The sequence below is a fragment of the Paraburkholderia sartisoli genome (assembly GCF_900107685.1).
Taxonomy (GTDB): Bacteria; Pseudomonadota; Gammaproteobacteria; order Burkholderiales; family Burkholderiaceae; genus Paraburkholderia; species Paraburkholderia sartisoli.
Window position 1 is genome coordinate 65,902 of record NZ_FNRQ01000012.1, and the last position, 13,366, is coordinate 79,267.

Below are 13,366 nucleotides of genomic sequence, written 5' to 3' on the forward strand. Positions count from 1 at the left end.
GGTTCAAAGACGTCACACGTGCCCGGCCAGGTGGAAACGCGAAGCCGGGTGCCACAGGCGCACCGACGTCGCGACATCGTCGCCGACCCACGTCCTGCGCCACAGCATCAGGCACGGCTCGCCGATGTCCATCATCAGATGACGCCGCACGTTGGCGTCCGGCTTCTGCGCGTAGATGCGAAACTCGGCCCGCTGGATCGGCGCGACGCGCACCATGTAGTGATTCGGCGTTTCGAGCGTGAAGTCCTGTTCGAGATACGCCGGGAACACCTTCGGGTTCACGAAGCGGTCTTCGTACTGGATCGGCTCGCCCTCCTCGGCGTGTACGATGCACGAATGAAACGCGGGGCCCGTGTCGAGCCCGAGCGCCTCGAGCGAAAGCGGATCGTCGCTTGGCTCAAGTGTCAGGAGGCGCGCCGTGTGATGGTGGCCGCGCGCGGCGATCTCGTCGGCGATACTGCGGATCTCCAGCACGGTCGACTCGTAGCGCTGCGGCGCGACGAAGGTGCCCGAGCCCTGCACGCGCGTCAGCACACGCTCGGTGGTGAGTTCGCGCAGCGCGCGCGAAACCGTCATGCGCGCGACGCCGAATTCCTTCACCAGCTCGGTTTCGGACGGAATCAGCCCGCCCGGCTTCCACACGCCCTCCGAGATGCGCTTCACCACGTAACGCTTGATCTGCTCATAGGCAGGCAGCGCCTTCATCGATACGGCCGCAGGCGCGCTGTCCGTCCGGTGTTCTTTTAGTTCTGTGCTTTCGTTCAGATTCACGTCGACCTCGTGGGTTGTACGCAAGTGCCGGCGGGCGGGCCGGTTGGGCCGCCACCGGGTCAATCCAGCTCGTCTGGCTCGCTCATCTGGCTCGATCAGCCGGCGCCAGCCATCGAATGAGGATCGTTCGCCGCGATGTTAGCAGCGTCCGATGGGGCGATGTTCGAATTGCTGGCAAGCGGTGTACGCGCAGCGTCGTCCGCCGGCGGCGTGGCGGGCCGGCCAGGTGTCGGGAAAAGCGGTGGCGCCGCCTCGGCGATCAGGTGGAACGCGGCGGCCATGTCGTCGGCAAGCGGACGGTCGTCGCGGTACGCCGGCACGAGGCTGCGCACCCGGCGCCACAGTGCGTCGGTATGCGGCGCGCGGGCGGCGTCGATGGTTTGCAGGTCGTAGGCCTGCGCCGCGGCCAGTAGTTCGATCGCGACAATACGGCCCGCGTTGTCGACGATCTCCAGCGCCTTCAGCGCGGCCGGCGTCGCGTGACACAGATGGTCCTCCTGCAGCCCCGACGTAATGCCGCCATCGAGACTCGCGGGCGCCGCGAGCCGCCGGTTCTGCGCGACGAGCGAGGCCGCCGTGTACTGCGCGATCATGAAGCCGGAGCACGTGCCGCCCGGCTCCGCGAGAAACGCGGGCAGGCCGCTGACAAGCGGATTGACGAGCCGGTCGAGGCGACGCTCGGCCATCGCCGCGACCTGCGCGATCGCAGTGGCAAGGCTGTCCATGGCGAGCGCAATCGATGCGCCCACCGCGTGCGCCTGCGAAAACACGCGCGGCGCCTCGGGCGTACCGGCGACGATCGGGTTGTCGGTGATCGAGGCGAGCTCGCGATTGACGACATCCGCCGTGGCGACGAGCACGTCGCGGGCCGCGCCGTGTACATGGGGAATGGTCCGCATGCTGAGCGGGTCCTGCGTGCGCTGCCCGATGACCGCCGCGAGAATGCCGCTGTCGGCAAGCGCATTGCGCATCCGCTCGCCGACGACGTTCAGCCCCGGCGAAACGCGCAACGCGAGCGAATCGGCGTCGAACGCGGCGAGTTGCCCGCGCAGGTTCTCGAAGCTCATCGCCGCGACGGCGTCCGTCCAGTCGAGCAGACGTTCGGCCCGCGCGAGCGCCAGCGCGGCGAGACCCGTGACGCAGGGCGTGCCGTTGATCAGGCTCAGGCCTTCTTTCGCTTCGAGCACGAGCGGTTCGCGCCCGAGACGGCGCAGCGCCTCGCGCCCGCTGATGCGTTCGCCGCGATGACGCGCGTGCCCTTCCCCGATGCACACCAGCGCGATGTGCGCCATGTGGCTCAGATAACCGACCGAGCCGAAGGCCGGCACTTCAGGCAGACAGTCGCCGTCGAGCAGCGCGACGAGCTGGTCGGCCACTTCGGGGCGAATGCCGGAATGGCCGTGCGCGAAATTGTTGACGGCCGCCGCGATGATCGCGCGCGTTTCCGCGACGCCGAGCGGCGCGCCCACACCCACCGCGTGGCTCATCAGGATATTGCGCGACAGCACACGCTGCTCGGAGGGCGAAACGATCACGTCGCACAACGCGCCGACGCCGGTATTCACGCCATACGCGCGAATTCCGCGCTCGACGATCTGCTCGACGAGCACGCGCGCCGCCGCAATGCGCTCGCGCGCGCCGGCGGAGAGCGCCAGTGGCTCGCCGCCAGCAATCGCGGCAACCTGACGCCAGTCGAGAGGACGATCGGAACGGATCACGGCCATGATGGTGCTCAGTTTGCGGTACGGTGGTGGTGGCTCGAAACGAACTGCTTGAAGCGCTCGGATTTGAGTTCGCCGAAAACTTCGTCCGGCGTGCCGTCGGCTTCCACCTGCCCCTGATGCAGGAACATCACGCGATTCGACACGTGCCGCGCAAAACCCATTTCGTGCGTGACCACCAGCATCGTGCGGCCCTCTTCAGCGAGCGCACGCATCACGCGCAGCACTTCGCCGACCAGCTCCGGATCGAGCGCCGAAGTCGGCTCGTCGAACAGCATGACCTTCGGATGCATGGCAAGCGCGCGTGCGATCGCGACGCGCTGCTGCTGGCCGCCCGACAGATGCGCCGGATAGTGGGCGCGCTTTTCCGCGAGGCCCACCTTCGCCAGCAGCGCCTCGGCCTCTTCGATCGATTCGGCGCGCGTGCGCTTCAGGACGCGCATCGGGCCTTCGATCAGATTCTCGAGTACCGTCATGTGCGACCAGAGGTTGAAGTTCTGGAACACCATGCCGAGCTGCGAACGGATCCGGTCCACCTGACGCCGGTCGCGCGGCTGCAGTCTGCCGTCGCCGCGACGCTTCATTTCCAGTTCTTCGCCGGCGAGCGACACCGAACCGTCGTCCGGTGTTTCGAGCAGGTTCAGGCAGCGCAGGAACGTGCTCTTGCCCGAACCGCTCGCGCCGAGGATCGAGATCACGTCGCCTTCGTGCGCATCGAGCGAGATGCCCTTCAGCACGTGATGCTCGCCAAACGACTTGTGTATGTTCTTGACCGACAATGCAACGGGTGCCGTAGCGTTCATGTGATTCTCCAGAATGACTGCCGTTCAGGGTGCGGCACTTCAGGGTGCGGCACGGCGGGCTTCGCTGGTGGCGGAAACCGGGCGCGGCGCGGCTGCGGCCGGCGCCTCGCGCAGATGGTGCGACAGGTGGCGTTCAAGCAGGCCGAGCAGCCGCACGACGACGAAGTTAAGGAACAGATAGATCAGCGCTGCACAGATGAACACTTCGGTCGTGCGATAGGTCTGCTGGATGATCTGCTGCGCGACGCCCGTCACTTCCCACACGGTGACGAGACTCGCCAGCGCGGTCGACTTGACGAGCAGCACGGCTTCGGTCGAATACGCGGGCAGGCACTGACGCAGCGCGATCGGGCCGATCACGCGGCGCAGCAGCGCGAAACCCGAGAGGCCGATCGAATAGCCCGCCTCGATCTGTCCGATCGGCACCGCTATCAGGCCGCCGCGAATGATCTCCGCCGTATAACCCGCGGTACACAGCGCGAGCGACAGCACGGCGCACATGTACGGCTCACGCAGCAGCGGCCACATGAAGCTCTCGCGGATCACGCCGAACTGGCCGAGCCCGTAGTACACGAGGAACATCTGGATCAGTAGCGGCGAGCCGCGAAACACCAGGATATAGGCGCGCGCGAAGCGGTTCGGCAGCCAGTGCGGCGACACGCGCATCGTCACGATCACGAGCGAAAGCAGTCCGCCCAGGATGAGCGACGAAAAGAACAGGCCGAGCGTGACCGGAACGGCGCCGAGCAGCTGGCGCAGCGTGTCGAAAAGAAAATCGAAGTCGAAATGCATGATGGCGGCGTTCCTGTCAGTTGCGCGCGAAGTTGCGCTTGAACGACCGGCCGACCCGCGCTTCCGCACGGTTGAAGACGCGGTTCGAGATGCCCGTCATCAGCAGATACAGCGCGCCGCCCACGACGAAGAACGTGAAGTACTGATGGGTCGATCCCGCTGCGATCTGGCTCACGCGCAGCAGTTCGGCGAGCCCCGTGACGGAAATCAGCGCCGAGTCCTTGAGGCTCAGCTGCCATACGTTGCCGATGCCCGGCAACGCGAAGCGCAGCACCTGCGGAATCAGGATGCGGCGCGCGACCAGCAGCGTCGGCATGCCGGTGGCGCGGGCCGCCTCGAGTTCGCCCTTCGACACCGCCAGCACCGCCGAGCGGTAGACCTCCGCCTGATACGCACCGGAAATCATGCCGACGGCCAGTGCGCCGATGACGAACGGCGGCACGCCAACGAAGCCTTCCGCGCCGAACCATTGGCCGACCGTGGTGACGAGCGTCGAACCGCCGAAGTAAAACAGATAGATGACGAGGAGTTCGGGCACGCCGCGAAACACCGTCGTGTAGAAATCGCCGATCACGCGCAACGTGCGATGGCGCGACAGTTTCGCCGCGGCGACGAGCCCGCCGAACACGGCGCCCACGGCAAGCGCGGCGAGCGTCAGCGCGACTGTCATCAACGCCGCGAGCAGCACCACGCCGCCCCAGCCCTCCGGCCCGAAGCCGAGCATCCCGATCAGAGCCATTCGCTACTCCTCAACCAGTACATCGATGAACCCGTGGTTCGCGCCGCATGCCACGCCTGCCACGCCTGCCGGGCGAACCGTTACAGCGATACCGCATCCGGGCGCCGCCCGCCGTGACCCATGCGGCGCGGCGCGGTCATGCCGGCTGGCCACTCAGGGCGTGACGTCGGTCTTGAACCACTTGTCAGCAAGCTTTTTCACCGTGCCGTCCGCCAGCGCGGCGCTGATCGCCGTGTCGAACTTCGCTCTCAGGTCGGCGTCCTGCTTGCGGAACGCGAGGCCTTCGCCCGGGCCCCAGATCGGGCCGCCGATCTTCGGTCCAGCCAGCATGATCGACGCGTTCTCTTTCTTGTCGTTGTTCGCGGCGTAGTACGTCACGTCGTCAAACGACGCGTCGATGCGGCCCGCGACCAGATCCAGATCGCGTTCCGGCGAGGTCTTGTAGACGCGGATCGTCGCGATGTCCTTGAAGCTGTCGTTGATGAACTTCGTGTAGACGGTGCCCGACTGGATACCGATCGTCCGGCCCTTCAGCAGCTTGCGCAGTGCGTCGACGGTCGGCTGGTCGGTTTTCGGGTCGCCCGTCAGCTTGACGGGCGCAGCCGTGGGCGAGGCCTTCGGCAGCACCTTCGGATCGGTCACGGCGAACGTGGCGGGCGTGGCGGCGTACGGCTTCGAGAACGCGATGATCTTTTCGCGCTCGGGCGTGATCGAGATCGCGTCCATCAGCACGTCGAACTTGCCAGCCTGCAGGCCGGGAATCATGCCGTCCCAGTCCTGGGCCACGAGGTTGCATTGAATCTTGATGCGGGTACACAGGTTCGCGACCAGCTCCGGTTCGAAGCCACCCAGCTTGCCGCCTGGCAGCGTCAGGTTCCACGGCGCGTAACCGCCTTCGAGTGCGACCGTGACGGACTTCCATTCCTTCGCCTGCACGGGTGCCGCGATGACTGCCGCAGTGCAGAGAACTGCGCCAACCAATGTCTTTGCCAACGTAGTGCGCTTGACCTTCACGTCGAATCTCCATGGATTGAGGAACCACCGGCTCACCTGACAAGCGATTACCCGCCCGGCGAATTTGTATAGACAAGTCTGCACGAGACAAAAAGCAGTCGCAAGAAAATTTGTCGAAAAATCGCTGGATGTTCGGGTAAGCCCTATATATAAAGGCTTTCAGGGGCACTTTCGGGAAGAAATCTGCCGGTGGATCGTGAGGATATCCGCGCCACGATGGGGCATTTTGTCTAGACAGGTTGGTGCAGACACACTCGCCAATGCGTCAGGCTGCCGCACCGTCGAGTGCGTCTCGCCGTTCACGGTCGACGTGGGCGCGTTGCCAGGGGCTCACCAGATGCCCGGCACCAGCCGGTATCTGACGCGCGCGGCGTAGTCCACATAGCCCGGCAACTGCGTGGCGAGCGTGCGCTCCTCCATCACGGCGCGCCATCCAATGCCTGCCACGAGCACCGGCACGCACGCGAGCCCCCACCAGGAGCCGAGCAACAGCGGCGAGCCGACGAAAAACAGGATCGCCGCCGCATACATCGGGTGGCGCACCCACGCATACGGGCCGGTGTCGCAGACGCGATGTCCGCGTCCGGCCTGCACCTTGACGACGGGCGCGGCGAAGCTGTTCGCACGGAACACGTACCCTGTCATCCAGACGCACAGAAACATCGCGACCGCGCCGGCAACGTGCAGCCACGACGGCATGAACGACCACTGCCAGCGGCGCGCGTCGAGCGCCATCAGCACGAGCCACGCGCACCACACGAGCGCGACGGCGGCCATGAAAAGCTTGTCCCAGCTGCTCTGGTCGCGCTGCACGAGCGGCTTGAGACGTTCTTCGAGGAGACCCGGATCTTCCCGCGCGAGCCGCAGGCCGATCCACAACCCGAGCGCCCCCATCTCAACCAGGTAAAACCACCCCGCCGCCCACGCCCATGTGCCGGCCGCGACGAACAGCAGCACGGCCATGCCCGCGAGCCACAGCACGGTCTGGACGACGAGCCGCGTGATCATCGCTTCCCCCCCTGCGTGCGCGCCGCGCGCCCTTTCACGCGCTCGAACACGGCCGCGACATCGATGTCGCCGGTGTCGATGCCGAAGAGGCCGCGCAGCACGTCGGCGAGTTCACTCGCATCGCCCAGCCACCGTTCGGTCACGTGGCCCGCTTTCGTGCGCAGGGTCAGGCGATCGTCGAGGAGATTCGCGCGGCCTTCGGGCACCACGCGCGTCACCACGAGATCCGTCATGAAGAGCGACGTGGGGTACGTCGACGTGTACCAGTTGCCGACTTCGTAATCGATCCACTCGACGCGGTTCAGATCGAAGCGATACACCTTCGCCCAGGTGTCGCCCGTTTGCACTTCGAGGTCGAACGCGCCGTGCGGGGCGTTCGCGAGCCGGAACGGTTCGAGCGTGGTCTGCTGCACTTTGCCCGCGATCAGGCGCAGCGGTGAGGTCAGCGTCGCCGCGCCGAAACCGGCATCGGCTATCCACGGCTCGCCGTCGAGATCGACGCGCATCAGCATGTGCGTGCGCGCCGGCACGATGTCCGGATCGCGGCCCCATAACACGCGCGCGATCAGCGGCGTCACGGCAAAACCGAGTTGCATCAGCGCGTGCGCGAACAGCCGGTTCTGCTCGAAGCAGTACCCCCCGCGGCGGCGCGCGACCAGCTTGTCGACCACGTCGTCCAGTTCGAGCGAGACCCGGCGGCCCGTCAGCGGATCGAGGTTTTCGAATGGAATCGCCTGTGCGTGCAGACGCTGCACGTCGCTCAGGACATCGAGCGTCGGCGTTCGCGGGCCGGCGTAGCCGATCCGCGCGAAATAGCGGTCGAGGTCGAGTGAAGGGGGCATCGGGTCTCCTGCCGGGTCGCACCGGAATCAGAATGGGAGAAAGCAGCGCGGGCAGACTCGAACGGTCGCGCTGCGCAAGCGATCTTAACGCCGCGCGGCGGCGCGCGCTGGCCGGTTTTCCGTACGCGCCGCGTGCCGTTTCGCAGGCGAGCGTGCAATGCGTTCTCACGCTCACTCCATTGCGTCGCGCGAATATCGGCGATTTGATGCGCCGTTATCGAGTCTTCCCTTCCAATGAAACCGGCCGTTTCTTTCCGATTAATTACGTTAATCTTTCTTAAACATTACTTTGAAATGAATTTCATTGGAGTTCGTCAATCTTTTGTATATATAAAAGTAATCTATATGCGAATCATTCTCATTTGTGTTGACTGTACTATGCTGGGTGCGTACGATTCGAAGCATCCGCAGTGCGTCATGTCGTCGAGCGCTGCTGCGACCTGATTTCCGGCCATTGCATCTCCTGCCTCGAAAATCGTTGCGCACATACCAACAAACAAGGATTTCGATGAAGCTCGCCCGGTCCACCCGACCCGCTCGTGCAGCGCGTGCGCGTGTACAAGCCCCATCGCGTATTCGCGCGATGCGCCTCCCGCCCCTTCGCCGTGCGGCGTTCTATACAGCGTTCGCACTGGCGAGCCTGACCGGCAGCGCGGCTTACGCAGCCGCTAGTCCGGATGCCACACCCGAAGCACCCGAAGCCGACCTGAATATCAAGGCAGAGCCGGCAGGTCAGTGGACCGGTGTGTGGACACGCCAAACGCTGCTGGGCGACATCGGCGGCATCCGTCCGTGGCTCGGCAAATACGGCGTGACGTTCGGCCTCACCGAAACCAGTGAATATCTCGCGAACCTGCGCGGCGGCCTCGCGCGCGGCGGCGATTACGACGGCCTGACCACGGCCACCGTCCAGGTCGATACGCAAAAGGCGTTCGGTCTGCCAGGCGGTACGTTCAATGCCAGCGCGCTGCAGATTCACGGCCGCAATCTGAGCACCGACAAGCTCGGCACGCTGAACACGGCGAGCGGTATCGAAGCGGATGCCACGACCCGTCTGTGGGAGTTGTGGTACCAGCAGTCGCTGCTCAACAAGCGTGTCGACATCAAGGTCGGTCAGCAAAGTATCGACCAGGAGTTCATGACCAGCCAGTATTCGGCGCTCTTCGTGAACACGATGTTCGGCTGGCCGGGTGTGCCTTCGTATGACATGCCGTCGGGTGGCCCGGCGTATCCGCTCGCGGATCTCGGCGTGCGCGTGCGCGGACAGATCACGCCTTCGCTGACGGCGCTGGCCGGCGTGTTCGACGGCGATCCGCTCGGCAACAATCCGGGCAACCTCAGCGGCACGAACTTCAACCTGCATAACGGCACGCTCTTCATCGGCGAGCTGCAGTACGCGATCAACCAGCCGGCCGACGGCGAAATGGTCGGCGCGGGCCAGAACGGTTTGCCCGGCACGTACAAGGTCGGCGTCTGGTACAACAGCGGCCGCTTCGACGACCAGCGCTTCGACAACACGGGCGTGCCGCTCGCGAACACGGCGCTCTCGACGGGCACGCCGCAGTCGCATCACGGCGACTACAGCTTCTACGCCGTCGCCGACCAGATGGTCTGGCGCCCCGATCCGGACGGACCGCGCAGCCTCGGCGTGTTCATGCGCGTGATGGGCGCGCCGGGCGACCGCAACCTGATCAGCGCCAGCGCCAACCTCGGCCTCGTGCTGAAGGCGCCGTTCGCCGGCCGCGACAACGACTCCGCCGGCATCGCGCTGACGTACATCAAGGTCGGCAGCCACGCCCGCGATTTCGACCGCGACAACCTCGCGTTCAGCGGCGGCCCGTACCCGATCCGCAACAGCGAAACCGTGCTGGAGGCAACCTATCAGTATCAGGTCACGCCGTGGTGGCAGTTGCAGGCCGACGCGCAGTACACGTTCAACGCAGGCGCTGGTCAGAACCCGAACGACCCGACCCAGGCACTGCGCAATACGTTTGTGATCGGCGTGCGAACCAACATCACGTTCTAACGCTTACCTTACTCAACCGGACCCTACGCATTCGATCATGACGGAATCCACGTTTTGCGCGAGCGGCACGCAGACATGCATGACCGGTCCCACGCGCCAGGCAGCACGCCGCATGGCAGGCGCCACGCTCACCGCCGCGCTGACCCTCGCCGCACTGTTCGCCGCGGGCGCGGCGCAGGCAGAACCGAAGGGCTTTCTCGAGACGCTGAAGCATCACGAGACGCTCATCAACACGGTGCCCGACAACGGCGACCAGAACCCGTACGCGATTGTCGTCGCGCCCGTTTCCGCGGGCACGGTCAAACAGGGCGATGTGCTGGTCGGCAACTTCAACAACGCGACGAACCTGCAGGGTACCGGCAGCACGATCGTCGACTACCACCCCGACACGAAACAGATGTCGACGTTCGCCACCGTGCCGCGCGACCTGAAGGAATGCCCGGGCGGCATCGGCCTGTCGACCGCGATGACGATGCTGAAGTCCGGCTGGGTGATCGTCGGCAGCACGCCGAGCAATGACGGCACCACCGGCACGAAGGGCGCCGGCTGCCTGATCGTGCTCGATGCGCAGGGCAAGGTGGCATCGACGATCGTGAGCCCGAACATCAACGACCCGTGGGGCAACATGGCCGTCGTCGACAACGGCACGAGCGCGACGCTCTTCGTGAGCAACGCGGGCTTCGGCGTCGGTGGCGCCGATGGCACGCCGCCCGTGTTCAAGCAGGCCACGGTGCTGCGGCTCGACCTCGACGTTCCTCAAGGCAAGCCGCCGGTCGTGAAGAAGGAAACGGTCGTCGGCAGCGGCTTTGGCGCGCAGGCCGACAAGGGCGTGTTCCTCGTCGGACCGACGGGTCTCGCGCTGTCGAAAGACCAGTCGCAGCTGTATGTGTCCGATGCGATCGGCAACCGCGTGACGGAAATCGACGAACCGATGACACGCGACACGAGCGCGGGCGTCGGCCGCCAGGTGAGCGCCGACGGCCTGCTGCACCGCCCGCTCGCGATGGTGACGGCGCCCAACGGCCACCTGCTCGTGACGAACGCGCTCAACGGCCAGGTCGTCGAAATCGATCCGGTCGAAGGCAAGCAGTTATACGCGCGCTGGATCGACACGGACAAGGCGCAATCGCCGCCGGGCAATGGCGACCTGTTCGGCATTGCAATGACGCCGCAAGGCGATGGCTTCTACTACGTACAGGATGACGTGAACACGCTCGTGCTCGCGAAGTAAGCATCATGGCAAACGACCCAACATCCCCATCGCGCCCGTCGCGACGCGGGTTTCTGAAGGCAGGCGGCGCCGCGGTGGCGGCGGGCGCCGGGCTTGGCACGGCGGGCGTCGCGCAGGCGGCCCAGGCCGCGCCCGGCAAGACGCATGCGGACGATCCGCAGCACGCCGTCGAGCCGTTCTTCGGCGCGCATCAGGGCGGCATCGTCACGCCGCAGCAAAGCCACACGTATGTCGCGGCGTTCGATCTCACGACGGACAAACGCGACGACGTGACCGGCCTCCTGCGCGCATGGACCGATGCCGCCGCGCGCATGACGCAGGGCGCGACCGCCGCCCCGCTCGACACGCCCGACGACAAACCCGCGCCCGATTCGGCGGATATCCTCGGCCTCGGTCCGCAGGGTCTCACGATCACGTTCGGTTTCGGCCCCGGTCTTTTCACGCAGGAAGGCCGCGACCGCTACGGCATCGCGAATCGCCGGCCGGCCGCGCTCGTCGACCTGCCGCGCTTTAACGGCGACCAGTTGGTCGCGCAGAAGACCGGCGGCGACCTCTACATCCAGGCGTGCGCGAACGATCCGCAGGTCGCGTTCCACGCGGTGCGGCAACTCGCGCGCATGGGCTACGGCGCGATCGCGATGCGCTGGGGCCAGGCGGGTTTCCTGTCCGGTCCGCGCGGGCAGACGCCACGCAACCTGATGGGTTTCAAGGACGGCACGAACAATCCTTCGACGGCGAAGCCGCCGCTGATGAACCAGTTCGTCTGGGCCAACGCCGCCGACGCGCCGTGGATGCAGGGCGGCACGTACACGGTCGTGCGCCGTATCCGCATCACGCTCGAACACTGGGACCAGATGGAACTCGGCTTCCAGGAAGAAGTGTTCGGCCGGCACAAGTACAGCGGCGCGCCGATCGGCATGAAACACGAGTTCGACGCGCTCGACCTGAAAGCCGCGGACAAGGACGGCAATCCGGTCATCGCGCAGAACGCGCACGTGCGGCTGTCGAACGAGGCGTCGAACAACGGCGCGCAGATTCTGCGCCGCTCGTATTCGTATAACGACGGCACGAATTTCTACATCGAGCGCTGGCCGCCATGGCGCCAGGAAACGGAGTACGACGCCGGCCTGATCTTCATCGCGCACCAGGGCGACCCGCGCACCGGCTTCATCCCGATCAACGAAAAGCTTGCGAAGTTCGACATGATGAACCAGTTCACGACGCACGTCGGCAGCGCGATATTCGCCTGCCCGCCGGGCGCGCGACAGGGTTCGTACATCGGCGCGAGGCTGTTCGAAGCGTAAGCCGCGCGGGCCGCATGTGCGCCGCGCACACCACACATTGCACGCAGCACGCATTGAATCAACACATCAAGGGGATTTAAGAATCATGGCTCAATCCTGGTTTCGCGCGCGCCTTGGCGCGTCCTGCATCGCCGCGGCCCTGTCGCTGACGCTGACGGCGCCTGCCGCGCACGCTGCTTCGATCGTGCTGTACAGCGCGCAGCACGAGCAGGTCGTCAACATGCTCGCGAAGGATTTCGAAAAGGAATCGGGCATTTCGGTGAAGATCCGCAGCGGCGAAGGTCCGGCGCTCGCGGCACAGCTCGTCGCGGAAGGTTCCGCTACGCCGGCTGACGTGTACTTCACGGAAAACTCGCCCGAGCTGATGCTGCTCGAGGAAAAGGGCATGCTCGCGAAGGTCGACCCCACGACGCTCGCGACGATCCCCGCGCGTTTCAACTCGCCGGCGGGCCAGTGGGTCGGCGTGACGGCGCGTGAAAGCGTGCTCGCGTACAACACGACGAAGGTGCAGCCGTCGCAACTGCCGCCCTCGCTGTTCGATCTGACGAAGCCCGAATGGAAAGGCCGCGTCGGCATCGCACCGAGCGACGGTGACTTCCTGCCGCTCGTGAGCGCCGTGCTCGCGCTGAAGGGTCAGCAAGAGACGCTGCAATGGCTCAAGGGCCTGAAAAAGAACGCGCAGATTTTCGATGACGACGAAGGCGTGGTCGCCGCCGTCAACCGGGGCGGCGTCGCCACCGGCATCATCAACAACTACTACTGGGCGCGCCTGCATACCGAACTCGGCGACAAGGCCACGCGCAGCGCGATCTATCACTACGGCAACGGCGACGTGGGCGCACTCGTGAACGTGTCGGGCGCGGCCGTGCTGAAAACCGCGCACAACCCGGATGGCGCACAGCAGTTCCTGAAGTACCTGGTCGGCGAACGCGCACAGAGCCTGATGGCGAAGAGCCGCGTCAGCTACGAATATCCGCTGCACGCGGGCGTCGCGGCCGACCCGATCCTCAAGCCGCTCGCTGAACTGACGCCGCCGGCGCTCACACTCGAACAGCTCGGCGACGACAGCCAGGCCGGCAAGCTGCTGCGTCAGGCGGGCCTGCTGTAACGCGCCT

13 protein-coding genes are annotated in these 13,366 nt (G+C 65.6%); 5 read left to right on the forward strand and 8 right to left on the reverse strand.

Annotated features, from left to right (window positions below; all coding sequences use genetic code 11):
• Positions 1–12: 12 nt before the first annotated feature.
• The 8 genes from hutC to BLV45_RS25300 form a co-directional block, all read right to left on the reverse strand.
• Positions 13–705, reverse strand: a complete 693-nt coding sequence (gene hutC, locus BLV45_RS25265) for a histidine utilization repressor (RefSeq protein WP_090537862.1) — start codon at positions 703–705, stop codon at positions 13–15.
• A 161-nt stretch (positions 706–866) separates the two neighbouring features.
• Positions 867–2,495 (reverse strand): HAL/PAL/TAL family ammonia-lyase, encoded by a 1,629-nt coding sequence (locus BLV45_RS25270; RefSeq protein ID WP_090537786.1) that lies wholly within the window; start codon positions 2,493–2,495, stop codon positions 867–869.
• An 8-nt stretch (positions 2,496–2,503) separates the two neighbouring features.
• Complete coding sequence (locus BLV45_RS25275) at positions 2,504–3,295, reverse strand: ABC transporter ATP-binding protein (protein WP_090537787.1); 792 nt, start codon at positions 3,293–3,295, stop codon at positions 2,504–2,506.
• A 39-nt stretch (positions 3,296–3,334) separates the two neighbouring features.
• Positions 3,335–4,087, reverse strand: coding sequence for an ABC transporter permease (locus BLV45_RS25280; RefSeq protein WP_090537789.1), 753 nt, complete (start codon positions 4,085–4,087; stop codon positions 3,335–3,337).
• Between the two features lie 16 nt (positions 4,088–4,103).
• Positions 4,104–4,826 (reverse strand): ABC transporter permease, encoded by a 723-nt coding sequence (locus BLV45_RS25285; protein ID WP_090537791.1) that lies wholly within the window; start codon positions 4,824–4,826, stop codon positions 4,104–4,106.
• 153 nt (positions 4,827–4,979) lie between these two features.
• Positions 4,980–5,840: a transporter substrate-binding domain-containing protein gene (locus tag BLV45_RS25290; RefSeq protein WP_090537793.1), complete on the reverse strand. Its 861-nt coding sequence runs from the start codon at positions 5,838–5,840 to the stop codon at positions 4,980–4,982.
• A gap of 330 nt (positions 5,841–6,170) precedes the next feature.
• Positions 6,171–6,848, reverse strand: coding sequence for a methyltransferase family protein (locus BLV45_RS25295; RefSeq protein WP_090537795.1), 678 nt, complete (start codon positions 6,846–6,848; stop codon positions 6,171–6,173).
• Complete coding sequence (locus tag BLV45_RS25300) at positions 6,845–7,690, reverse strand: arylamine N-acetyltransferase family protein (protein WP_090537797.1); 846 nt, start codon at positions 7,688–7,690, stop codon at positions 6,845–6,847. The genes BLV45_RS25295 and BLV45_RS25300 overlap by 4 nt, the downstream gene beginning before the upstream one ends.
• Before the next feature lie 32 nt (positions 7,691–7,722).
• On the opposite strand from BLV45_RS25300, the gene BLV45_RS25305 reads away from it, so the two are divergent.
• From BLV45_RS25305 to BLV45_RS25325, 5 genes are all read left to right on the forward strand, one after another.
• Positions 7,723–7,971, forward strand: a complete 249-nt coding sequence (locus tag BLV45_RS25305; protein ID WP_090537799.1) for a hypothetical protein — start codon at positions 7,723–7,725, stop codon at positions 7,969–7,971.
• Between the two features lie 302 nt (positions 7,972–8,273).
• Positions 8,274–9,716: a carbohydrate porin gene (locus BLV45_RS25310; protein WP_245753550.1), complete on the forward strand. Its 1,443-nt coding sequence runs from the start codon at positions 8,274–8,276 to the stop codon at positions 9,714–9,716.
• A 79-nt stretch (positions 9,717–9,795) separates the two neighbouring features.
• The gene (locus BLV45_RS25315; protein ID WP_407671057.1) at positions 9,796–10,947 is read left to right on the forward strand and encodes an NHL repeat-containing protein; all 1,152 of its coding nucleotides are present in this window, start codon (positions 9,796–9,798) and stop codon (positions 10,945–10,947) included.
• Positions 10,948–10,952: 5 nt separating this feature from the next.
• Positions 10,953–12,251 carry an iron uptake transporter deferrochelatase/peroxidase subunit gene (efeB, locus tag BLV45_RS25320; protein WP_090537805.1) on the forward strand — a complete coding sequence of 433 codons (1,299 nt, stop codon included), beginning with the start codon at positions 10,953–10,955 and terminating at the stop codon, positions 12,249–12,251.
• Positions 12,252–12,336: 85 nt separating this feature from the next.
• Complete coding sequence (locus BLV45_RS25325) at positions 12,337–13,359, forward strand: iron ABC transporter substrate-binding protein (RefSeq protein ID WP_090537806.1); 1,023 nt, start codon at positions 12,337–12,339, stop codon at positions 13,357–13,359.
• Positions 13,360–13,366: the final 7 nt, after the last annotated feature.

Coding starts and splice junctions, on each gene's coding strand:
- hutC (WP_090537862.1), bottom strand. CDS start 705: ATGAAGGCGCTGCCTGCCTATGAGCAGATCAAGCGTTACGTGGTGAAG.
- BLV45_RS25270 (WP_090537786.1), bottom strand. CDS start 2,495: ATGGCCGTGATCCGTTCCGATCGTCCTCTCGACTGGCGTCAGGTTGCC.
- BLV45_RS25275 (WP_090537787.1), bottom strand. CDS start 3,295: ATGAACGCTACGGCACCCGTTGCATTGTCGGTCAAGAACATACACAAG.
- BLV45_RS25280 (WP_090537789.1), bottom strand. CDS start 4,087: ATGCATTTCGACTTCGATTTTCTTTTCGACACGCTGCGCCAGCTGCTC.
- BLV45_RS25285 (WP_090537791.1), bottom strand. CDS start 4,826: ATGGCTCTGATCGGGATGCTCGGCTTCGGGCCGGAGGGCTGGGGCGGC.
- BLV45_RS25295 (WP_090537795.1), bottom strand. CDS start 6,848: ATGATCACGCGGCTCGTCGTCCAGACCGTGCTGTGGCTCGCGGGCATG.
- BLV45_RS25300 (WP_090537797.1), bottom strand. CDS start 7,690: ATGCCCCCTTCACTCGACCTCGACCGCTATTTCGCGCGGATCGGCTAC.
- BLV45_RS25305 (WP_090537799.1), top strand. CDS start 7,723: ATGGGAGAAAGCAGCGCGGGCAGACTCGAACGGTCGCGCTGCGCAAGC.
- BLV45_RS25310 (WP_245753550.1), top strand. CDS start 8,274: ATGCGCCTCCCGCCCCTTCGCCGTGCGGCGTTCTATACAGCGTTCGCA.
- BLV45_RS25315 (WP_407671057.1), top strand. CDS start 9,796: ATGACCGGTCCCACGCGCCAGGCAGCACGCCGCATGGCAGGCGCCACG.
- efeB (WP_090537805.1), top strand. CDS start 10,953: ATGGCAAACGACCCAACATCCCCATCGCGCCCGTCGCGACGCGGGTTT.
- BLV45_RS25325 (WP_090537806.1), top strand. CDS start 12,337: ATGGCTCAATCCTGGTTTCGCGCGCGCCTTGGCGCGTCCTGCATCGCC.